This window comes from Bacillus cereus G9842, assembly GCF_000021305.1.
GTDB lineage: Bacteria > Bacillota > Bacilli > Bacillales > Bacillaceae_G > Bacillus_A > Bacillus_A thuringiensis_S.
The window spans coordinates 735720-755769 of record NC_011772.1 but is presented as its reverse complement, the minus strand read 5'-3'; the positions used below and the strand labels follow the sequence as shown (position 1 = coordinate 755769).

The window sequence follows — 20050 nt, the reverse complement described above, 5'->3', positions numbered from 1 at the left end:
AGGTGAAATGAGCAATGAATACAATGAATACATCAAAAACTGTCTCTCCATATTTTGCATTTATTTTATTGCATTCTCTCCAGATTGGTATAGGAATTCTCGGATATCAACGTGTAATTTTAAAAAACGCTGGTTATGATGCCTGGATTTCTCTTATTATTGCGGGAATTGCAACTCATATTGTACTGGTTTGTATGTTAAAAATGCTTGAAAAAGACGGAGATTTAATTAGCATTCATACAACAACCTTTGGAAAATGGATTGGCTCTATATTTTCTGTAATTTTCACTCTTTATTGCTTATTATTTTGCCTTACTGTTCTTCGTACATATATGGAAGTGATACAAGTTTGGATTTTCCCTACCATTAAGTTATGGAAACTTACCCTTATGTTTTTATTAGTCACTTACTACATTATAAAAGGCGGCTTCCGCTCTGTGACAGGGATATGCTTTTGGGGTATTGTGCTTCCTATTTTCGTGATATTTTTTTTAATTTATCCAATGAAGTATGCACATTTCCGTAATATTTTACCTATTTTTACGCATTCACCTTTTGACATGCTTATATCTGCAAAGCACTCCGCATTGGAATTTCTGGGGTTTGAAACAATTCTTATCTTTTATCCCTTTATTGAAAAAGGAAAATCTTTAAAACGATGGGCCCATGCTGGAATTGCTTTTAGCACCTTAATTTATGTAGTTTTAGCTATCGTATCCTTTATGTATTATAGTGAGGGTCAATTAAACCGTACTATTTGGCCTACTTTAACAATGTTAAAAATAATTAAAGTTCCTTTTATTCAGCGTTTTGAATATATTATTATTTTCGTTTGGTTTTTAATTATTTTACCAAACCTTTGCTTAACCATTTGGTCATCATGTCAAACGATGAAGCGTTCCTTTCATATTTCATTTAAATTTACATTACCGTTTTTTATTTTCATCATATTTTCAGCTTCTCTGCTTTTCACAAACCGTGAAAGTATCAATACATTAAATACCGTACTATCTCAAGCGGGTTTATATATTGTATACGCTTATATCCCAATTTTATTTCTATTTCATTCGCTAAGATGGCGTTTCAAAAATCAGTCGAAAAAATCTTCACCCGACACTCCATAATCTCTGATACAATTTGATTAATACATTTGTAAAGGGGACAAGCGAATGAAAAAGTATGTATTTTCTTTACTTGCAGTACTAAGCTTAATTCTTGCTGGATGCGGAAGTACTGGTACAAATGACCAAAAATCTTCTGAATCAAAAAAAGAAGAACATGACCATGCATCCCACACTCAACAAGCTGACATTCAAGAGAAAACAAAAGGAGTCGACACACTTCCGACCTTCCTAGATAAGCTTGATCCACAAATGAAAGATATTTACACCGTCGCTGGGCAAAATGCAGAGCTATTAGATTGGATTCCATGCTATTGTGGTTGCGGTGAAAGTGTAGGACATAAAAATAATAAAAACTGCTTTATTCGTGAAATTAAAAAGAATGGTGAAGTTGTTTGGGATTCCCACGCAACGACTTGCGTCAATTGCCTAGAAATCGCAGTTGAATCTGCTTCCATGAAACAAAAAGGAAAATCAACGCTTGAAATTCGTAACTATATCGATAATAAATACAAAGAAGGCTATGGCAAACCAACACCTACGCCAATGCCAAAAGCTTAAAAAACGAGGGAATTCCTCGTTTTTTCTTTTCATTCTCTTTTTTTCTTAACAAATTCTTTCAAGTGTATTTCTCCTTACTTATCACACACTATATATAACTCTCGGTAAGGAGGGTACACAGTGCAAACATATAACGACTATGATAAAGCTCTCTATTACACGTATTGCTGTAATTGGGATAAATTACTCGTTCTCATGGTTCAAACGAACGATCAATTATTTTCTAAGCGTATTGAGCATTTTTTACACGCTTATCAATACAGCAAAGAACTACCAGAAGTTGATAAACAACTGCAGCTCCTATTTCAATATATTGACCATGCATCCCAAAAGTCGCATGTAGAAGAAGTAGAGCAAATTCAAATGTAAAATATAGCGCTATTCTCTTTAGGAGAATGGCGCTTTTTTAAAATATTAATACCAATAAAAGTTTCCTCTTATAAAACTTTTATTGATAAACATATTTTTTCTTTCTTTTCTATACCACTTCATACTATAATTTAGTATGTAACTATTATAAGAGAGGTATAAAATATGGGACGAGAAAAAAAGCAAGAATATGCTTTACTTACCGCATGGGGAGCTTCTTTTATCGCTACACTAGGAAGTCTGTACTTTTCCGAAATCATGAAATTTGAGCCTTGTGTCCTTTGTTGGTATCAACGCATTTTTATGTATCCATTCGTTTTATGGCTTGGTATTGCTGTAGCAAAGAAAGACTATCGCATCGCAAGTTATTCTTTACCAATCGCAACTATTGGCGCTTGTATTTCTTTATATCACTATGCAATTCAAAAAGTCGCAGCATTTTCAGCAGCTGGGGCAGCTTGTGGACGTGTACCATGTACGGGAGAATACATAAACTGGTTCGGCTTTGTGACAATCCCGTTTTTAGCACTTATCGGCTTTATTACAATCGCTGTTTGTAGCTTTATTGTCATCAAAAACAAATAAGGAGATGAAAGAATGAAAAAAATGCTTATATTTGGTGGTATTATTATCGCCTTGTTCGTGGCAATTTTTGCAGTAACACAAATGGAAGAAAAAAATGCTACTAGCCAAAAAATTGATAATCCTACTGAAAGTAAGACAAACGGTTCTGACTACTACACAAATAAAATCTCTCTTTCAGATCTTCAAAAGAACTTAAAAGAGAAAAAAGAAGAAACAGTATACTTTTATCAAACATCTTGCGTTCATTGCCAAAAATTATCTCCTGTCGTAGTGCCGATGGCTAAAGACTTGAACGTTGATATGAAAGTTATGGATATTGAAAAATTAGATGCTCCTTGGGATGAATATAAAATTCAAGGTACACCAACAATCATTCATTTTAAAGATGGCAAAGAAGTAAGCCGTATTAGCGGTGAACAGCCAAAAGACAAATTAAAAGAATGGCTTGAGCAAACGAAAAAGTAACGAGAAAAGGAAACTCCTTCTACACATGAAATGGGCGTAAAATCCCACACTAATGTATAAGGAGGGGGTTTTATGCCAGAAGTAAGATGTTCTGTTTCCAACTGTTCTTTTTGGGGACAAGGTAACTTTTGTCAAGCAAGTGCGATCGTCGTTCAGCCTGATGCAGATGAAACTGGTCAAACTGAAAATGATTCATATACAGCTGCTGTTTTAACAAACGAGACGCTAGAAAGTTCTGTAGCAACGAGTGTAGAGACTTGTTGTCATACATTTAAGCCTAAATATTAAACATAAAAAGCATACGATTCATCGTATGCTTTTTTACATCCCTCTCCAAAAATCATGCATAATAAAAAAATATAAAATAACGAGAACGGCCGTCCCGCATAGGGTAATGCGCCGATATATACTCTTCTCTCCTTCCCTCGCTTTCACAAACGCCCAAATAAATCCGAAGAATAATATTAAATCAACATATGGAACATAAAAAGAAAAGACGAGAAACGCATATAAATACACGATAAATAAACAGGTCGTTACTAAGAAAACTTTAAACGCAAATTCACTTTTCATAATATAACCGCCCCCTATCTGTACTGTATTATATTCAGCAAAATACAATAGTTGCAGTTAAACTCCAAGTATAAATAAGCTACCGTCTGTAATACGGTAGCCATTACGGAACATTGTATTTCCGTTTATATATATTACTTAAGATCGAAGAAGGAATTTGCTCGTAACGAATTTTCTCTCCTGTTTCATCTATAATATACGAATTGTTTCCTATATAATATATTCCATCTTTTCGCTTTGAGTACACTGGATATCTTTCGTTCGGCAATACCGTTTTCACTTTCGTTAACTGTCCATTTGGTTCTTGCCAATATATATCTGCGCGGTCTACTAACGTAAGTACTCCAATTTGTTCTTCTTCTATTTTTCGTCCATTCCAGCTCACAACGCGATAACCAAGCTTATTCGCTTCATATTCGGGGCTCGTATGAAAACGAGAAATGATTACTTTTGTTTGTAATTGTACTCGGTCATATAACCATTGTATATCCCTGTCATGCATGCGAATACAGCCATTTGATTCCCTACTTCCAATCGTCCATTCCCGATTTGTCCCGTGAATCGCATATTCATTCTTATCTAGCCCAAGCCATCTCGTACCAAGAGGGTTATTCGGTGCACCCCCAGCTATTTTTTTTCGATGGTATTCTTTATTTTTAAATTTAGTTATAATACAAAAATTACCTTCAGGCGTAGGTGTACGATCTCTTCCAGTCGTTACTGGAAATGTTTTTGTGTAATTTCCATTCTCAAAAAAAGACAACTGGTTTGTGGTAAGATTCACTAATATTAAATGATCTGTATCAGCAAAAGCACTAACCGGTAGGAAGAAAAATAATAGTAAAACGAAACATACCCTTTTCACCTATATCCCCCCTAGCGCTCACCATAATAATTGTAATTAGCTTTACTTTGCTCTTATAAATGAAAACTATCCATTTACAATAACGCCCCCATTTACATGTATCATTTGTCCCGTAACATAAGAAGAATCACCAGACGCTAAATATACATATGCCGGCGCTAACTCATATGGTTGACCAGGCCTTTGCATCGGGACATTGCTCCCAAACTGAGAGACTTTCTTCTCATCAAAGCTCGATGGAATAAGCGGTGTCCAAATCGGTCCCGGCGCAACACCATTTACACGAATTCCTTTTTGTACTAATGATTGAGAAAGTGATCTTGTAAAAGCAACAATAGCTCCTTTTGTTGCGGAATAATCAATTAACGTTTCATTTCCTTCATATGCAACGATAGATGCCGTATTTATAATGACATCTCCTTGTTTTAAATGAGAAAGTACTGCTTTCGTAACGTGAAAATAAGAAAAAATATTAATACGAAAAGTCTTTTCTAGCTGTTCTGCTGTAATATACTCTAGTCCTTGCTGCGGATATTGCTGCGCGACATTATTTACTAAAACCTGTAAACTACCTAGCTGCTGGACGGTCTCTTGAACAACATCTTTACAATGCTGTTCATCACTTAAATCACCCGGCAACAATACACACTTTACTCCTTCTTTTTCAACACGTTGTTTCGTCTCATTTGCATCTTCTTCCTCATCTAAATAAGCAATCGCAATATTTGCTCCCTCTTTCGCAAAAGCGATGGAAACAGCTCGTCCAATCCCACTATCTCCCCCTGTAATTAATACATTCTTTCCTTTTAACTTTTCGCTACCTTTATAATTTGAATCTTCAAACTGCGGAAGTGGATTCATTAATGATTCAATACCAGGCTGTTTATTTTGATGTTGCGCTGGCATTGTTACAAAGTTTTTTTGCTGTGGCATAGCTTCTTTCAACTCCTTTTCCTTATAATGTGCATAATAAAAACTGAAATTCACACATCAAGTTACGATTAATATTCGAATTTAAGACACAAAATATGAATTGTTGTAAACTTTTTATACAAAACTATTGCAAAATAGTTAAAAAACGAATATTATATATAACTGTTGTGAAAATTATTCGTAAACAGAAAGGATGTTTATATGTTTAACCTTTCAAAACATAAAACTTCTATTAAAACTGAAATTATGGCAGGTATTATTACCTTCTTAACAATGGCATATATCATTGTCGTAAACCCTGTCATCCTTGGGGATGCAGGTGTTCCATTTGAACAAGCATTTACAGCAACAATTATCGCTGCTGTTGTCGGAACATTATTTATGGCGATCTTTACAAACTTACCAATCGCAATTGCACCAGGTATGGGATTAAATGCTTACTTCTCTTACTCTGTTGTAAAAGCGCATGAAGGCATGACTTTCGCAATTGCATTCTCTGCTGTATTCGTAGCAGGTATGATTTTAATTTTGCTATCATTTACATCTTTCCGTACAAAATTAATGGAAGCAATTCCTGAAAACTTAAAACATGCAATTACTGCTGGTATCGGGCTATTTATCGCCTTTATCGGTTTACGTTTAACAGGTATCGTTACAAAAAATGATGCAAACTTAGTTGGACTTGGTGATCTTCACTCTGCTCCAGTTCTACTAGCATTAGCTGGACTTGGAATTACTATTATCCTTATGTCTTTAAATGTAAATGGCGCACTATTTATCGGTATGCTATTAACTGGTATTATCGCTTTCTTCACAGGACAATTAACATTCTCAAACGGTGTTACATCAATGCCTGGATTACCAGAAGGAATTATCGTTTCAAATCCAATTACTGCTGTATCTGACGTAATTAACTACGGATTATACGGCGTTGTATTCTCATTCTTCCTTGTTACATTATTTGATACAACAGGTACATTACTTGGCGTTGCACAACAAGGTGGATTTATGAAAGACGGAAAGCTTCCAAAAGCAGAACGAGCTCTTCTATCTGACTCATTCTCAGCAACAATCGGTTCTATGTTCGGAACAACACCATCAACAGCTTACATTGAATCATCTGCTGGTGTTGCAGCTGGTGGTCGTACTGGTTTAACAACTGTTACAGTAGCTGTTTTATTCGCACTAGCAGCATTCTTCGGACCATTAGTAAGTGCCGTTTCTGGTGTATCAGCTATTACTGCACCATCATTAATTATCGTTGGTAGTCTTATGATGGGATCAGTTCGCCACATCGATTGGGACGCATTTGATGAAGCATTCCCAGCATTCTTAGTAATCTTAAGCATGCCACTTACATCAAGTATCGCAACAGGTATCGCTCTTGGATTTATTTCATACCCACTTATGAAAGTGGCAAAAGGTAAATTCCGTGCTGTTCACCCACTTGTATATGTATTTGGAATTTTGTTTGCTTATCAATTAATATTCTTACCACATTAAAAAAGTAGAGCATCGAAATCCGATGCTCTACTTTTCTTTTATAACAATCATTCAAACTATAACGGTCCCTCCAAAATATGAAGGAGCTTATAACCTTTTAATATTTCTCTTCTACCTGTAATTCTTTACTATACTTTTGAATGAAAACTGATGAAATAACCATTACTATGCCCACACTAAAACTAATAAGTTGATCTAATAACATTTCATCATGAATAAACCAGCGAAGTAAAAATACGCTACCAAAAATAAACATCATAATAAATCCAGTATGTCTAAGTCCTTTATATACATTTTCCATATGTATCACCTCTTCACATACTTTTATCCATATTATACCATAATCTAAAAACGTGTATAACCAACATTCGGTATTGAAACCAATAATAAAAAGACTGCAGAGAAATTCTTCTCCGCAGCCTAATCATTATTTTTGTAAAAACGACTGTAAATCTGCAAACTGTCTCTTTGCATCTTCATAGCCTTGCTCGTATAAATTTTGTAGTTTTGCTGTATCTTTTTCCATACGATCTACTTGAAGCGGCACTTCTGGGCGAATAACAAATAAATTACCCGCTTGCTCTTCTTTTTCAATGTAGTGAAGCGTTTCATTATACACTTCATAACGATTCAGCATCGTGTTAACAAGGTTCGGATATTTTTTATACGCTTTCGCTGCAATCCATCCAAACTTTGATTTTTTCTTCGCGTAACCGTGATTTCTCGTTAAAATAACGACTAATTTTTTAAATCCATCTTCTTGCGCTTTACGAACTGGAATCGGATCAGAAATTCCTCCATCTAATAACTGCTTACCACGGTAATTTACTACAGGTGCAATGAAAGGTAATGAACTAGATGCTTGTAATAAATTTAGTGCATCATCATTTGTCCCCTCTTTTTCAAAATAAACAGACTGTCCTGTTTCACAATCTGTTGTGCCTACAAGGAAACGCTCTGGACTATTAAAGTATGTTTCAAAATCAAACGGTACATGCTTTTCTGGAATCTCATGAAAAATGAACTCCATATCAAATAATTGGCGTTTTCTCCATAAGTTTTTATACGATAAATATTGCGGGTGTGATGCATAATCAATATTTACTGTTTTATTTCTATTTCTTTGTCTGGAAAGATACGACGCTGCATGACAAGCACCAGCTGATACACCGATTACATATGGAAAATATAAATCTTGTTCCATAAAATATTCTAATATCCCGCCCGTATATACACCACGCATACCGCCGCCTTCTAATACTAACCCCGTATTTTCAAGCATGTTACTCTCTCCTCTATATATATTGACTCTTTAATTATTCACCATGTTAAGTATCTTTTTCTATTATATATGAGTTCTTTCAGAAATTATATTCAAAAGACTTGAGAAAAAGGAGTTTTTTCTTCCAATTATATTTCCAAATGATCTGAGACATCCTTTATAAACCTTTGAATAAAGTCTTGCTCTGCTTTCGTATAACCATCTAAAAGTAACAGCCACTTTTCTTCAGCTTGCTTATGCAATTTTTCATGAGCTATATATATTTCATTCCCACTTTCCGTTAAGCGGAAGAAGATTTCTTTTTGATTATCTAACATTTGCATCTTCTCAACGAATTGCTTTTGAAACAACTTTGTACAAATTTTAGAGATCGCTCCCTTCGTCATGCCCATTTCTATCGTGATTGCCGTTACATTCATCAAACCATTTTTTCCGATACATTCGATTACATGTAACTCAGATAAAGACATACTACTTACACCTGTCTCATAAAAAAACTTCTCGTTTTGTCGTTTTAAATGTTCTTCTTTTTTATGCAAAAGTGTACGAATGTCCGACAGTATTTCCATTTGCTTCGTTGTATGCTTCAATCCGTTCGCCTCCTAAGTTTCCAAAGAAACAATTTAACTATATACCATTTTAAAATTATTTTTTCATCTTTACAAGTGAGAAAATCATGTTAAAATAAATTTAGTTTCCAAGGAAACTAAAATACAAGGAGGTTAACAAGATGAAAAAATCTAAACTAACTTTCATTTTATATGTTGTCTGTATTAGTGCCTTACTCGGTTCCTTCGCTCAAAATATTTACACACCTATCTTACCGATGATTCAAAATTCTTTTCACACTTCTCTTTATCTTGTAAATGTAACAGTTTCACTTTTCACATTCGTTCTTGCAATTATGCAGCTCGTATATGGACCTTTAATTGATACAAAAGGGAGAAAATCTGTCCTTATCCCTAGTTTAGTCATTAGTACAATTGGTTCAATCGGATGTGCTTTTTCGGCAAACATTTATTTATTTCTCTTTTTTAGAGCTGTTCAAGCTATAGGAATAGCGGCTATACCTGTAGTTTCAGCAACGATTATCGGCGATTTATTTGAAGGAAAAGAACGCGGAGAAGCGATGAGCCTGTATCAAATGTTACTTGCTCTCGCACCTGCAATGGCTCCACTCATAGGTGGTTATCTTGGCAGTATACATGGTCACTTATCTGTATTTCTCTTTTTATCTACACTTGGCATTATCTTATTAATTATAAACATTTCACTACTTCCAGAAACAAAGCCAAATGTAATTAAGCGGTCTAAAGAACAAAAGAATTACTCTCTTATCTTAAAAAATAAAACTGGATTTTCTATTACTCTTATTGGCTTCATTCAATTTTGTATTTACTTTTGCTTTCTCGTTTTTTTACCGAGCATTTTAGCAAATTCATTTCATTTAGCTGCAAATGCAATTGGTCTTATGTTTGTACCAATGTCTCTTTCTATCATGCTAGGAAGTTATTGCTACAAGCTTTTGCAAAAACGCCTCACAACAAAGCAAGCTTTATTCATCACTAGTTTCTTCAATATTATATGTGTCACTTTATTCTCTTTCACATATAGCATCAATATCTCATTCATCATTATCGTTACATCTTTATACGGTTTTAGTATGGGACTTTCTATGCCAACTCACACTACTTTATTAACGGAGGAATTCGTACAAGAACGCGCAACAGCCATCGGTATGTATAACTTCATACGCTATCTCGGTATGGGCACAGGGCCACTTGTAGGTGGATTTCTTGTATTTAATCAAAATTACTTTTGGATTTTCTTCCTAGGTGCAATTACATTTCTATTTATCATTTTATGCGCAATGAAAATGCTACGTTTTCAGGCTGTACAAAAAGCAAAATAGAGACCTATAGATGGTCTCTATTCTAAACTCTTTGATCTGCAACGATATGAATATCAATATACTTCGTTTCTCTCATAATTTCATTTACAATTGAACCTTTTCGAATTTCTTCCCACCTTGTTCTTGCTGATTGTCCGAGTAAAATTTGCGTTACTTGTAGTCTTTTCGCAACTTCAATAATAACATCCGCTGGCTTTCTTCCTTTTGCCTCTTCTAAAACAAAACTCGCATCAAATTGATTCGTTAACGACTTCCACTCTTCAATCGTCTGCTTTTTCCCAGCTGAAATAGAATCTATATTTTCCCTCTCAACGTTTAATACGTACAATTCAGCATTTAACCGATCAGCCATGCGCCATCCCCGTCGTATTAATTTCTCCGCTGTCGAACTGTATTGTACACAAACAAGAATTTTTTCTTTTACACCAATCGGTTCTATTACTGTTTGGCTAATTTTCTCGTCCATATCATCTGCCACTTCCCGAAGTGATAATTCTCTTAGTGCCCCTAAATTATTAAGCGTAAAGAAATTTTGTAAGCTTTGCTCTATTTTTTCTTCCTTATATATCTTTCCATCTATTAACCTCTTCCTTAATACTTCCGGCGTTGCATCAACGAGCTGAATTTCATTTGCTTTTTGTAAAATAAAATCTGGAATACGTTCTCGCACTTTAACATTCGTAATTTGAGCAACAATGTCATGAACACTTTCTAAATGTTGAATATTAAAAGCTGATAAGACGGATATACCGGCATCTAGCAATTCCTGTACATCCATATAACGTTTCTTATTTTTAGATCCAGGAATATTGCTATGCGCAAGTTCATCCACAACAACGACTTGCGGTGCACGTTTTATAATTCCTTCCACATCGAGTTCATAAAATACTTTCCCTTTATACTCTATTTCTTTTAAAGGAACTTTTTCTAAATCAGCAATTGCTTCTTCCGTCTCTTTTCTACCGTGCGTTTCAATTAAACCAATTACAATATCCGTACCATCCTTTTTCATTTCTCTTGCATCAAAGAGCATTTTATAACTTTTTCCTACTCCTGGAGCCGCTCCTACATATAACTTTAACTTCCCGCGGTTTTGCTGACGAATATATTCTAAATACTCTTCTGGTGTTCGCCTTTGAAAAGTTGGTTTATAGTCATCCGCATACAAAACACTCACAACCTTTCTTTCGAAACAACGCTACCTCAATCCGTTAGATTGAGGTAGCGTTGTTTCTATTTCAGTAGTTTCTGCAATTCTAAATTTAACTTTAAAACGTTTACGCGGTTCTCTCCAAATAAGCCAAGTGCAGCACCTTCTGTTTGATCTTTAATCAACTGATTTAGCGTTTCTTTCGTAATATTCGTTAATTTAGAGATACGATCCACCTGCACAGAAGCTGCCTGCGGACTAATATCAGGATCTAGCCCTGAACCTGAATTCGTCACTAGATCAATCGGCACTTCTGTTACCGGAACAGCCCGATTTTGTTTCTTCCACTCTTCAATACTTTTCTCTACTCGTTTCTCTAAATCTGGATTAGATGGTGCATAGTTATTTGAACCAGATGCTTCAGCCTTATATTCAATACTAGAAACACGCCCTTGAAAATAACGTGGATCCGTGAAGTTTTGACCAATTAATTTAGAACCAATCACTTCATTTTTATCATTATATATTAGACTTCCATCCGCATTATCCTTCATCACTGCTTGTGCAATACCAGTAACAATAAGTGGGTATACAAGTCCACACAACACTAGAAATGTAAAAGTAATACGGATAATTGGTGATAGTATACTTTGTTTCTTTTCCATCTTTTTCCCCTCTTCCTTATATGAACAAGCCGACAATTATATCAATTACTTTAATTCCAATGAATGGTACAATAACTCCGCCAAGCCCATAAATAAGTAAGTTTCGGCTAAGCAATGCATTAGAACTCATCGGTTTATATGCAATACCTTTCATCGCTAACGGAATGAGTAATGGAATAATAACAGCGTTAAATATTAATGCTGATAAAATCGCTGACAGTGGTGATGTTAATTTCATAATGTTCAATGCTTCCATTTGCGGAATCGCAAGTGTAAACATCGCTGGAATAATCGCAAAATATTTCGCTATATCATTCGCAATACTAAACGTCGTTAACGCACCTCGGGTCATTAACAATTGCTTACCAATTCCTACAACCTCAATAATTTTCGTCGGATTCGAGTCTAAATCAATCATGTTCGCCGCTTCTTTCGCTGCTGTCGTACCACTATTCATCGCTAATCCAACGTCAGCCTGTGCTAATGCCGGAGCATCATTTGTACCATCACCTGTCATCGCTACAAGTTTCCCTTTATCTTGCTCTGCTTTAATAACCGCAATTTTATCTTCTGGCTTACACTCAGCAACAAACTCATCTACCCCTGCTTCTTTTGCAATGGTTGCTGCTGTTAACGGATTATCACCTGTACACATAACCGTTTTAATCCCCATTTGGCGTAACTGTTCAAAACGCTCACGCATACCCGGTTTTACTGTATCCTTTAAATAAATTAAACCGTAAATACGATTATCTACTGCAACTACAAGTGGTGTTCCGCCCTCTTTTGAAATTAAGTCTGCTTTTTGATTTACATCTTTCGGAATTGTTCCGCCTTGTGACTCAACCCATTCAATAACGGCACCTACAGCACCTTTTCTCACTTTCGTTCCGTCTTGTAAATCAACACCACTCATTCTCGTTTCTGCTTTAAACGGAACAAACTCACCTTGTTCTGCAAGTTCTCTATTATATGATATAGATTTTCCCTGCACATACTCGATAACAGATCGACCTTCTGGTGTTTCATCTAAAACAGAACTAATAGCGGCCCACTTTCCAACTTGCTCAATCGTTTCATTTCCTACAGGCAATAATGTATGAGCCATCCGGTTTCCAAAAGTAATTGTACCCGTTTTATCTAAAATAATTGTATTAATATCGCCCGCAGCTTCTACTGCTTTCCCTGACATCGCTAACACGTTAAATTTTGTCACCCGGTCCATCCCAGCGATACCAATCGCTGATAGCAAACCACCAATTGTCGTTGGAATTAAACATACTAACAATGCTACGAGTACAGCTGTATCAATTTGAAAACCTAAATAATTTGTAAAAATCGGCAACGTCACAACGACGATCAAGAAGATAAGAGTTAAGCTCGTTAATACTGTATTTAAAGCAATCTCATTCGGCGTTTTTTGACGAGCAGCTCCTTCTACTAAAGAAATCATTTTGTCGATAAATGATTCACCAGGATTACTCGTAATAACAATTGTAATTTCATCACTTACCACCATCGTTCCACCTGTTACGGAACAAAAATCACCACCCGCTTCTTTTATTACAGGAGCTGATTCTCCTGTAATTGCAGATTCATCTACAGACGCTAATCCTTTGATTACTTCACCATCATTCGGAATCATTTCTCCTTGTTTTACGATAACAACATCACCTTTTCTAAGATCAGTTGCTGAAACTTGGACAATGTCTCCATTTTCTTTTACAACATTTGCAAACACATCTTTCTTCGACTGCTTTAAAGAATCGGCTTGCGCTTTACCACGACCCTCTGCTAATGCTTCTGCAAAATTCGCAAATAAAACTGTAAATAATAGAATAAGAGAAACTGTTATATTAAACCATCCTGGTATACTACTAGAACTGCTTGGAAGAAAAGATAAAATGAACGTAATGATAAACCCAATTTCCACAACGAACATAATCGGATTCTTTATCATGACTTTCGGATTCAATTTCGCAACGGATTGTTTCATCGCATGTGTTACGATATCACGATCCATCGTTTTCGCTTGTCTAACTTCATCTTCTACAGCATGTATTTGTGACTTATTTAATTGTTTTTCTTTTACTACTACCGGTCTCATCATTTACCCTCCATTACTTCAATGTAAGAAATTCTGCAATTGGTCCGAGTACTAACATCGGGAAAAATGTTAATGCACCGACAATTACAATTGTTCCGATGAAGATGCCACCAAATAAACTATTATCTGTACGGAACGTTCCAACTGTTTCTGGCACTACCGTTTTTTCTTTCAACGAAGCTGCCACAGCTAGCATCGTAATTAAACTGAAGTAGCGTCCTAAAAACATAACTAAACCAGTCGTAATATTCCAAAACGGTGTATTATCTCCTAATCCTTCAAATCCAGATCCGTTATTCGCAGCTGACGATGTATATTCATATACAACTTGTGTTAAACCGTGGAAACCGGAATGAGAAATAGCATCCGTTCCTAAATTTGTTGAAAGAGCTAATGCCGAAAATCCTAAAATGAGCAATGGATGAAATAAAATCGTGACTGCGATTAATTTCATTTCCTTACCTTCAATCTTTTTACCTAAAAACTCTGGTGTCCGTCCAACCATTAACCCAGATATAAACACCGCGATAATTGCATACATAATAATGTTTACAAAGCCTGCTCCAACTCCGCCATACACTGTATTTAACATCATATTTACGAGGGGAACTAGACCACCAATTGGTGTTAACGTATCATGCATCGTATTAACAGCGCCTGTTTCAGCAGCTGTCGTTACTGTTGCGTATAGTGAAGAAAATACTGTTCCAAATCGTACTTCTTTCCCTTCTGTACTTCCTTGTACATGTTCGATACCCATTCCATTTAATGCCGGGTTCCCGTTTAGTTCAGATGTCGTAATCGTTATAAACCCTAGTAAAAATACCATAAATAGTGACACGAAAAGGATGCGGCCTTGTTTTTTATTTCCGACCATTCGTCCGTACGTAAATGGAAGTGCTGTTGGTAATAACATCATAAGCATCATTTGCAAAATATTACTCATTTGTCCTGGATTTTCGAAAGGATGCGTAGAGTTTGCTCCGAAAAATCCACCGCCGTTATTTCCAAGTTCCTTAATGGAAACGAATGATGCAACAGGTCCGCGTAAAATACTTTGCTTTGCACCTTCAATCGTTTGTGCTGTAACCGCCCCATCTAACGTTTGTGGTACGCCAAGTGCGACAAAAACTAGTGCCGCAATAAATGCGATAGGAAGAAACACTCTCGTTAACGCTCTCGTAAAATCAACGAAAAAGTTACCAAGTTCTTTTCCAGCAAGTCCTCTTATAAATGCCATAACGAGTGCTAATGTCGTTGCCGGTGCTGCAAACATTAAAAATGTAATTCCGATTAATTGTGATAAATAAGATAAACCATTTTCACCGCTATAATGCTGTAAGTTTGTATCAGCCATAAAACTAATTGCTGTATTAAAAGCGAGCGTAGGCTCCATTCCTTCAATATGTGCTGGATTTAGCGGCAACACACCTTGTAATCTGAAAATGAAATATACGACAACAATCATAAATCCATTGAGTAAAACTAATGATAATGCGTACTGTTTCCACGTTTGATTGTATGCTTTTACACCTGTAATTTTAAAAATAAGTTTTTCAAAAGGCCCGAATACTTTATCTAGCGTTTTGCTACCTTGAAAAGCTTTCTCTAAATAAATCCCCGTTGGCTTTGCTACTAAAATAAACAAGAGCATTGTAATAATGACTGCAACCCAAATCATAATGAATGATTCCCCCTAATTAAAACTTCTCTGGATTTAATAATGCATACACTAAATACACTGTAATTGCTGCGACTATAACCGATAAGACAATCATCATGATTGCTTTCCTTCTTTCACAACTTTATCTGACCAACTTGCAAGACTTGCCATCGATGCAACTAATAAAATAAAAATCCCGACCATTACAACATCTAACATAACTATCCCTCTCTTCATTTTGTTAAAATTTACCATTTAAATATTAAAAAAGAACACTGAGCTCTACTCAGTGTTCAAAAAATGAACAACAAAAAGTAAACCTCCTCTCTAAACGCTTACGAGGTTAGCTGTCGGATTCGGGCCTAAAGAGTAGCCCTACTTTCAAAACTGAAAGATTCACCCCAAGTGACGATGCACAAAATTGGTTCCCCCGCTCCATTTCTGGAACTCAGCGATTTTAGGTTTTTTTGGAAATTTTATGAATGATTTATGAGAGTAAATATACTCCTCTATATTTCACTTGTAAAGGGGTAAATTACTGAAAATAAGAAAATATCCATCTATTTAAACGCTTACATTGAGTATTATTAATATTCTTTCATCTATTTACTCGTCTTTTCTTTCATTTTCACAGAAATGATCTTTTCGATACGAAATAAAAAGAGCGAATGACATAAAGTGCATAGCTTGTTGCACTTAGCATTCGCTCTTTTTATTTCACTATTTATTCTCCTCGTAAAAAAGCACGTAAATTTCTCCCGCGAATATAAACTTGTGACAATTCTGCATGTAGCTGCTCATATTCGATAACATCTGTTTTTAAATATAAAGCGTCTTTCGATGGCAATATGATATAGGGCCTTGGAAAAATAGGATCCAGCACCACCAATTCTTGAACTCGCTCTACTGATATCGCCCAACGATTCGCTATATCTCCTAGTAACAACACTTTCATCTTCTTTTCCTCCACCCTATTCAAAAAATAAAAAAGAAATATTATCACAATTCGTAAACACGACAAATTTAGCTCCAATTGTTTCATAGAGCCTCGCTGGATATCGTTTATTCCTTGTAACAACAGTAATAGGTGCTTGAAAAGAAAAGCGAATGTGTTCTGTGAAGAAACTAACGATTGGAAGCTCATCTCCTAGTAAAATCACCTTCTTAATACACTCACAAATACTAGTAAAGTCCTGCTCCTTACTGCAACTATAAGTCCAATCAAACCCACAATTCCTAACTTCAGCCGCTATCTCTTCATTTGCCGTAAAAATAATTAACTCATGTTGAAATGATACTAGATCTCTTAAACTATCTACCTTACTTTCTTCTCCAACACAAATAAGTGTTAGTTCCATGTACCTCATCCTCCTTAGTATAAAAGAAATCAAACATAGATTGATATTCCCCTATACTAATCAGATCGATGAAGTGATGTATCCATCATGGCACCGTCCTCTCTCAAGACGCTTACGAAGTTAGCTGTCGGATTCGGACTTTGAGAGTAGCCCTACTTTCAAATTTGAAAGATTCACCCCTAGTGCAGACGCACAAATTGGTTCCTCCGCTCCATATAATTGGACTCAGCGTTTACAAAAAAATATATTCTGGCTGATATATTACTCCTGTATTTTGAAAAAGTAAACAGAAAAAAAGCCAGTTATAAAACTGGCTTTTCACTTATCTATACACGCGTTCTATTCACTTTATACGCAAAATGATTCGTCGGTCCATGACCACTACCAATATTCAATGGCTCTTCAATTGCTATACTAATAAATCGTTTTGCTTCTTGAACAGCATCTTTAATTGAGTATCCTTTCGCAAGTCCTGCTGTAACCGCTGAAGCAAATGTACACCCACTTCCATGCGTTTGCTTTGAAGGAATTCGCTCGCTTCTAAACTCAATAAATTTTTCTCCATCAAAGAGGAAATCAATTACTTCATTACCTTGATATTCTGCATGTCCGCCCTTCATAAGCACATATTTAGCACCTAATTCGTGCAATACTTTTGCAGCTTCCTTACTATCTTCAATATTATGAATCTCCATCCCAGTTAACACTTCTGCTTCTGGGACATTCGGTGTTATAACAGTTGCTACTGGTAATAAATATTCTTTTAATGCTTGAACTGCTTCTTGCTGTAATAATGATGCACCGCCTTTTGCAATCATAACGGGATCTAGCACAATATTATTCCAGCCAAACTTTTTAATTTGTTCTGCAACAATTTGAATTATTTCACTACTAAATAACATTCCTAGTTTCACTGCATCTGGTGTTAAATCCGTACCAATTGAATTCAGCTGTTCTGTAATACCTTCTAACGGAACAGGATATACCCCTTGAACGCCAAGCGTGTTTTGAGCAGTAATTGCCGTAATAGCCGTCATTCCGTATACACCAAGCTCTTGGAATGTTTTTAAATCTGCCTGAATTCCAGCACCGCCGCCGCTATCAGACCCTGCAATTGTTAAAGCTTTATTCACTTTCATCCCTCTCATCCTTTTCTATCCAAAATAGCGATGATAAATCGTTTTTGCTTCGCTTATATCTTTCGTTCCATGTACGAGTACACGACCATCTTTAAAAGCAACTAATCTCTTTTCTTCCACAGAAAATGATAATAAATATGGATTTACATTTAAATCATTTACACGATCATCCAGCAGCTTTTTGTACCTCTCAAAATCCATTTCCTCTTTATGAGGTGGTCTAATTTGAACTGTATTTCGCCCGCATAAAACTGCTGTTTTCGATGTGTTTTCTTTATTTAAATACGGGTATATCGCATTCTCTCCGCACGAAGGACAATTGTGTTTACGAAGCTTTTGCACATTCATACATGAATATTCATTCTTCCATACATCAAATGACACAAGTCCATCTCGCAGTGATTCGTAATCTTCTACTAACAGTTTAAGAGCTTCTGTTACTTGATGAGAAACGACGAGAGATACAGCAGGTGATATAATACCCGCTGTATCACATGTTGCCCCGCCAAGCGGAATCGACTGTAATAAACATGATAAACATGGTGTTTTACTAGGAAGGATTGTGTAAGAAAGACCGTAACTACCTACACATGCACCGTAAATCCATGGAATAGAATATTTTTGTGCTATATCATTCACAATAAAGCGTGTTTCAAAATTATCAGTCGCATCAATAATTACATCAACATTTGTAACAAGTTCTTCTAGCTCTTCAGCTGTTACATCTTGAACGAGAGCTTCTATTGTTACATCACTATTGATCTCTTCTAAACGTTTTTTAGCCGCTATAGCTTTTGGAAGATTATTCTTTACGTCGCTCTCTGCATACAATTGTTGTCTTTGTAAATTACTCCAATCTACATAATCACGGTCAACAATTGTTATCTTGCCAACACCTGCTCTTACAAACATCTCTGCATTTGCACTACCTAATGCACCTGCACCGATAATAAGCACATGCTTTTCTCTTATCTTTTGCTGTCCTTCTTCTCCAATTGGAGAAAATAGTTCTTGGCGAGAATATCGATTATTCAACTACGCTCATTCCTTCTAAAGGACTACTTGCAGTTGCACAACGCTTACGTGCAATACGACCTGCTTCAAATCCTAAACGTCCTGCCTCAATACTTAATTTCATTGCTTGTGCCATTTTAATAGGATCTTTTGCTCCTGACACAGCCGTATTTAATAACACACCATCCGCTCCTAATTCCATTGCAAATGCCGCATCAGCTGGACTACCAATACCGGCATCAACGATAACTGGTACTGTCGCTTGTTCAATAATGAAGCTCAAATTTAATGGATTTACAATACCAAGCCCTGAACCGATTGGTGATGCTCCTGGCATAATCGCATGCACGCCAAGCTCTTGTAATTTACGTGCTAATACAACATCATCAGATGTATACGGAAGTACGATAAATCCTTCTTCTAGTAACATTTCAGATGCCTTTAACGTTTCTACCGGATCAGGTAATAACGTTCTATCATCACCAATAACTTCTACCTTTATCATGTCACAAAGCCCAGAGGCTTTTGCTAATTTTGCAATACGAACAGCCTCTTCAGCGTTTTTTGCCCCTGCTGTATTTGGTAATAACGTATATTTTTTCACATCAAGTTTCTCTAATAAATTAGGTTGCTTTGCATCAAAGATATCCATACGACGTACTGCAAACGTTAAAATTTCAGCTTCAGAAACGTCAATTGCCTTTTGCTGCACGTCAAAATCAGGGAATTTACCTGTTCCTAATAAAAGTCTAGAATGAAATGAAAATGGTCCAATGTTTAACATA

25 protein-coding genes and 2 riboswitches are annotated in these 20050 nt (G+C 35.9%); of the genes, 8 read left to right on the top strand and 17 right to left on the bottom strand.

Annotated elements, in window-relative coordinates; translation table 11 throughout:
- Positions 1-14 precede the first annotated feature (14 nt).
- From BCG9842_RS03800 to BCG9842_RS03775, 6 genes are all read left to right on the top strand, one after another.
- Positions 15-1124, top strand: coding sequence for a GerAB/ArcD/ProY family transporter (locus tag BCG9842_RS03800; RefSeq protein WP_001095145.1), 1110 nt, complete (start codon positions 15-17; stop codon positions 1122-1124).
- Between the two features lie 45 nt (positions 1125-1169).
- Positions 1170-1682, top strand: a complete 513-nt coding sequence (locus BCG9842_RS03795; RefSeq protein ID WP_000761026.1) for a PCYCGC domain-containing protein — start codon at positions 1170-1172, stop codon at positions 1680-1682.
- Between the two features lie 120 nt (positions 1683-1802).
- Positions 1803-2051 carry a YhdB family protein gene (locus BCG9842_RS03790; RefSeq protein ID WP_001195459.1) on the top strand — a complete coding sequence of 83 codons (249 nt, stop codon included), beginning with the start codon at positions 1803-1805 and terminating at the stop codon, positions 2049-2051.
- Positions 2052-2216: 165 nt separating this feature from the next.
- Entirely contained in the window at positions 2217-2636 is a 420-nt protein-coding gene (locus tag BCG9842_RS03785; protein ID WP_000532265.1) for a disulfide formation protein C, read from the top strand.
- A gap of 12 nt (positions 2637-2648) precedes the next feature.
- On the top strand, positions 2649-3101 hold the full coding sequence (locus BCG9842_RS03780; RefSeq protein WP_000738451.1) for a thioredoxin family protein: 453 nt from the start codon (positions 2649-2651) through the stop codon (positions 3099-3101).
- 72 nt (positions 3102-3173) lie between these two features.
- Positions 3174-3389 carry a DUF1540 domain-containing protein gene (locus BCG9842_RS03775; protein WP_001115488.1) on the top strand — a complete coding sequence of 72 codons (216 nt, stop codon included), beginning with the start codon at positions 3174-3176 and terminating at the stop codon, positions 3387-3389.
- 33 nt (positions 3390-3422) lie between these two features.
- Here BCG9842_RS03775 and BCG9842_RS03770 read toward each other — a convergent pair whose 3' ends face one another.
- From BCG9842_RS03770 to BCG9842_RS03760, 3 genes are all read right to left on the bottom strand, one after another.
- The gene (locus tag BCG9842_RS03770; protein ID WP_000834195.1) at positions 3423-3674 is read right to left on the bottom strand and encodes a hypothetical protein; all 252 of its coding nucleotides are present in this window, start codon (positions 3672-3674) and stop codon (positions 3423-3425) included.
- A 103-nt stretch (positions 3675-3777) separates the two neighbouring features.
- Positions 3778-4539, bottom strand: coding sequence for a L,D-transpeptidase (locus BCG9842_RS03765; protein ID WP_000831959.1), 762 nt, complete (start codon positions 4537-4539; stop codon positions 3778-3780).
- Positions 4540-4605: 66 nt separating this feature from the next.
- Complete coding sequence (locus BCG9842_RS03760; RefSeq protein ID WP_001136291.1) at positions 4606-5472, bottom strand: SDR family oxidoreductase; 867 nt, start codon at positions 5470-5472, stop codon at positions 4606-4608.
- A 201-nt stretch (positions 5473-5673) separates the two neighbouring features.
- Here BCG9842_RS03760 and BCG9842_RS03755 point away from each other — a divergent pair, with 201 nt between their 5' ends.
- On the top strand, positions 5674-6975 hold the full coding sequence (locus tag BCG9842_RS03755) for an NCS2 family permease (protein WP_000482709.1): 1302 nt from the start codon (positions 5674-5676) through the stop codon (positions 6973-6975).
- Positions 6976-7072: 97 nt separating this feature from the next.
- Here BCG9842_RS03755 and BCG9842_RS03750 read toward each other — a convergent pair whose 3' ends face one another.
- The 3 genes from BCG9842_RS03750 to BCG9842_RS03740 all read right to left on the bottom strand — a co-directional run bounded on the left by BCG9842_RS03750 (position 7073) and on the right by BCG9842_RS03740 (position 8847).
- A complete protein-coding gene (locus BCG9842_RS03750; protein ID WP_000432808.1) occupies positions 7073-7276 on the bottom strand; it encodes a hypothetical protein in 204 nt (67 codons plus the stop codon).
- A gap of 126 nt (positions 7277-7402) precedes the next feature.
- On the bottom strand, positions 7403-8257 hold the full coding sequence (locus BCG9842_RS03745; protein ID WP_000892702.1) for a patatin-like phospholipase family protein: 855 nt from the start codon (positions 8255-8257) through the stop codon (positions 7403-7405).
- A 128-nt stretch (positions 8258-8385) separates the two neighbouring features.
- Positions 8386-8847 carry a MarR family transcriptional regulator gene (locus tag BCG9842_RS03740; protein ID WP_000683325.1) on the bottom strand — a complete coding sequence of 154 codons (462 nt, stop codon included), beginning with the start codon at positions 8845-8847 and terminating at the stop codon, positions 8386-8388.
- Positions 8848-8987: 140 nt separating this feature from the next.
- On the opposite strand from BCG9842_RS03740, the gene BCG9842_RS03735 reads away from it, so the two are divergent.
- Positions 8988-10169 (top strand): MFS transporter, encoded by a 1182-nt coding sequence (locus tag BCG9842_RS03735; RefSeq protein WP_000748724.1) that lies wholly within the window; start codon positions 8988-8990, stop codon positions 10167-10169.
- Positions 10170-10191: 22 nt separating this feature from the next.
- Here BCG9842_RS03735 and kdpDN read toward each other — a convergent pair whose 3' ends face one another.
- The 11 genes from kdpDN to thiG form a co-directional block, all read right to left on the bottom strand.
- Positions 10192-11346: a KdpD-like non-kinase potassium sensor gene (gene kdpDN / locus BCG9842_RS03730; protein WP_074790778.1), complete on the bottom strand. Its 1155-nt coding sequence runs from the start codon at positions 11344-11346 to the stop codon at positions 10192-10194.
- A 56-nt stretch (positions 11347-11402) separates the two neighbouring features.
- Positions 11403-11984 carry a K(+)-transporting ATPase subunit C gene (kdpC, locus tag BCG9842_RS03725; RefSeq protein ID WP_000412611.1) on the bottom strand — a complete coding sequence of 194 codons (582 nt, stop codon included), beginning with the start codon at positions 11982-11984 and terminating at the stop codon, positions 11403-11405.
- Positions 11985-12000: 16 nt separating this feature from the next.
- Entirely contained in the window at positions 12001-14091 is a 2091-nt protein-coding gene (gene kdpB / locus BCG9842_RS03720; protein ID WP_001248006.1) for a potassium-transporting ATPase subunit KdpB, read from the bottom strand.
- A 13-nt stretch (positions 14092-14104) separates the two neighbouring features.
- On the bottom strand, positions 14105-15772 hold the full coding sequence (gene kdpA / locus BCG9842_RS03715; protein WP_000638330.1) for a potassium-transporting ATPase subunit KdpA: 1668 nt from the start codon (positions 15770-15772) through the stop codon (positions 14105-14107).
- Positions 15773-15791: 19 nt separating this feature from the next.
- Entirely contained in the window at positions 15792-15869 is a 78-nt protein-coding gene (gene kdpF, locus BCG9842_RS03710; RefSeq protein WP_223153441.1) for a K(+)-transporting ATPase subunit F, read from the bottom strand.
- Positions 15869-15973: a SipW-dependent-type signal peptide-containing protein gene (locus tag BCG9842_RS03705; RefSeq protein WP_000887894.1), complete on the bottom strand. Its 105-nt coding sequence runs from the start codon at positions 15971-15973 to the stop codon at positions 15869-15871. The genes kdpF and BCG9842_RS03705 overlap by 1 nt, the downstream gene beginning before the upstream one ends.
- A 99-nt stretch (positions 15974-16072) precedes the next feature.
- A riboswitch (cyclic di-AMP (ydaO/yuaA leader) is annotated at positions 16073-16218 on the bottom strand.
- Positions 16219-16478: 260 nt separating this feature from the next.
- Positions 16479-16709, bottom strand: a complete 231-nt coding sequence (locus tag BCG9842_RS03700) for a hypothetical protein (RefSeq protein ID WP_000866301.1) — start codon at positions 16707-16709, stop codon at positions 16479-16481.
- A 16-nt stretch (positions 16710-16725) separates the two neighbouring features.
- Complete coding sequence (locus tag BCG9842_RS03695; RefSeq protein ID WP_000424067.1) at positions 16726-17112, bottom strand: hypothetical protein; 387 nt, start codon at positions 17110-17112, stop codon at positions 16726-16728.
- A gap of 93 nt (positions 17113-17205) precedes the next feature.
- A riboswitch (cyclic di-AMP (ydaO/yuaA leader) is annotated at positions 17206-17353 on the bottom strand.
- An 85-nt stretch (positions 17354-17438) separates the two neighbouring features.
- On the bottom strand, positions 17439-18251 hold the full coding sequence (gene thiD, locus BCG9842_RS03690; protein WP_000867375.1) for a bifunctional hydroxymethylpyrimidine kinase/phosphomethylpyrimidine kinase: 813 nt from the start codon (positions 18249-18251) through the stop codon (positions 17439-17441).
- A 15-nt stretch (positions 18252-18266) separates the two neighbouring features.
- Positions 18267-19286, bottom strand: a complete 1020-nt coding sequence (gene thiF, locus BCG9842_RS03685; RefSeq protein ID WP_001065425.1) for a thiazole biosynthesis adenylyltransferase ThiF — start codon at positions 19284-19286, stop codon at positions 18267-18269.
- Complete coding sequence (gene thiG, locus BCG9842_RS03680; RefSeq protein ID WP_000931981.1) at positions 19279-20049, bottom strand: thiazole synthase; 771 nt, start codon at positions 20047-20049, stop codon at positions 19279-19281. Before thiG ends, thiF begins: the two co-directional genes overlap by 8 nt.
- Position 20050 lies beyond the last annotated feature (1 nt).

Coding starts and splice junctions, on each gene's coding strand:
- BCG9842_RS03800 (WP_001095145.1), top strand. CDS start 15: ATGAATACAATGAATACATCAAAAACTGTCTCTCCATATTTTGCATTT.
- BCG9842_RS03795 (WP_000761026.1), top strand. CDS start 1,170: ATGAAAAAGTATGTATTTTCTTTACTTGCAGTACTAAGCTTAATTCTT.
- BCG9842_RS03785 (WP_000532265.1), top strand. CDS start 2,217: ATGGGACGAGAAAAAAAGCAAGAATATGCTTTACTTACCGCATGGGGA.
- BCG9842_RS03780 (WP_000738451.1), top strand. CDS start 2,649: ATGAAAAAAATGCTTATATTTGGTGGTATTATTATCGCCTTGTTCGTG.
- BCG9842_RS03775 (WP_001115488.1), top strand. CDS start 3,174: ATGCCAGAAGTAAGATGTTCTGTTTCCAACTGTTCTTTTTGGGGACAA.
- BCG9842_RS03770 (WP_000834195.1), bottom strand. CDS start 3,674: ATGAAAAGTGAATTTGCGTTTAAAGTTTTCTTAGTAACGACCTGTTTA.
- BCG9842_RS03760 (WP_001136291.1), bottom strand. CDS start 5,472: ATGCCACAGCAAAAAAACTTTGTAACAATGCCAGCGCAACATCAAAAT.
- BCG9842_RS03755 (WP_000482709.1), top strand. CDS start 5,674: ATGTTTAACCTTTCAAAACATAAAACTTCTATTAAAACTGAAATTATG.
- BCG9842_RS03750 (WP_000432808.1), bottom strand. CDS start 7,276: ATGGAAAATGTATATAAAGGACTTAGACATACTGGATTTATTATGATG.
- BCG9842_RS03745 (WP_000892702.1), bottom strand. CDS start 8,257: ATGCTTGAAAATACGGGGTTAGTATTAGAAGGCGGCGGTATGCGTGGT.
- BCG9842_RS03735 (WP_000748724.1), top strand. CDS start 8,988: ATGAAAAAATCTAAACTAACTTTCATTTTATATGTTGTCTGTATTAGT.
- kdpC (WP_000412611.1), bottom strand. CDS start 11,984: ATGGAAAAGAAACAAAGTATACTATCACCAATTATCCGTATTACTTTT.
- kdpB (WP_001248006.1), bottom strand. CDS start 14,091: ATGAGACCGGTAGTAGTAAAAGAAAAACAATTAAATAAGTCACAAATA.
- kdpA (WP_000638330.1), bottom strand. CDS start 15,772: ATGATTTGGGTTGCAGTCATTATTACAATGCTCTTGTTTATTTTAGTA.
- kdpF (WP_223153441.1), bottom strand. CDS start 15,869: ATGATTGTCTTATCGGTTATAGTCGCAGCAATTACAGTGTATTTAGTG.
- BCG9842_RS03705 (WP_000887894.1), bottom strand. CDS start 15,973: ATGTTAGATGTTGTAATGGTCGGGATTTTTATTTTATTAGTTGCATCG.
- BCG9842_RS03700 (WP_000866301.1), bottom strand. CDS start 16,709: ATGAAAGTGTTGTTACTAGGAGATATAGCGAATCGTTGGGCGATATCA.
- BCG9842_RS03695 (WP_000424067.1), bottom strand. CDS start 17,112: ATGGAACTAACACTTATTTGTGTTGGAGAAGAAAGTAAGGTAGATAGT.
- thiD (WP_000867375.1), bottom strand. CDS start 18,251: ATGAAAGTGAATAAAGCTTTAACAATTGCAGGGTCTGATAGCGGCGGC.
- thiG (WP_000931981.1), bottom strand. CDS start 20,049: ATGTTAAACATTGGACCATTTTCATTTCATTCTAGACTTTTATTAGGA.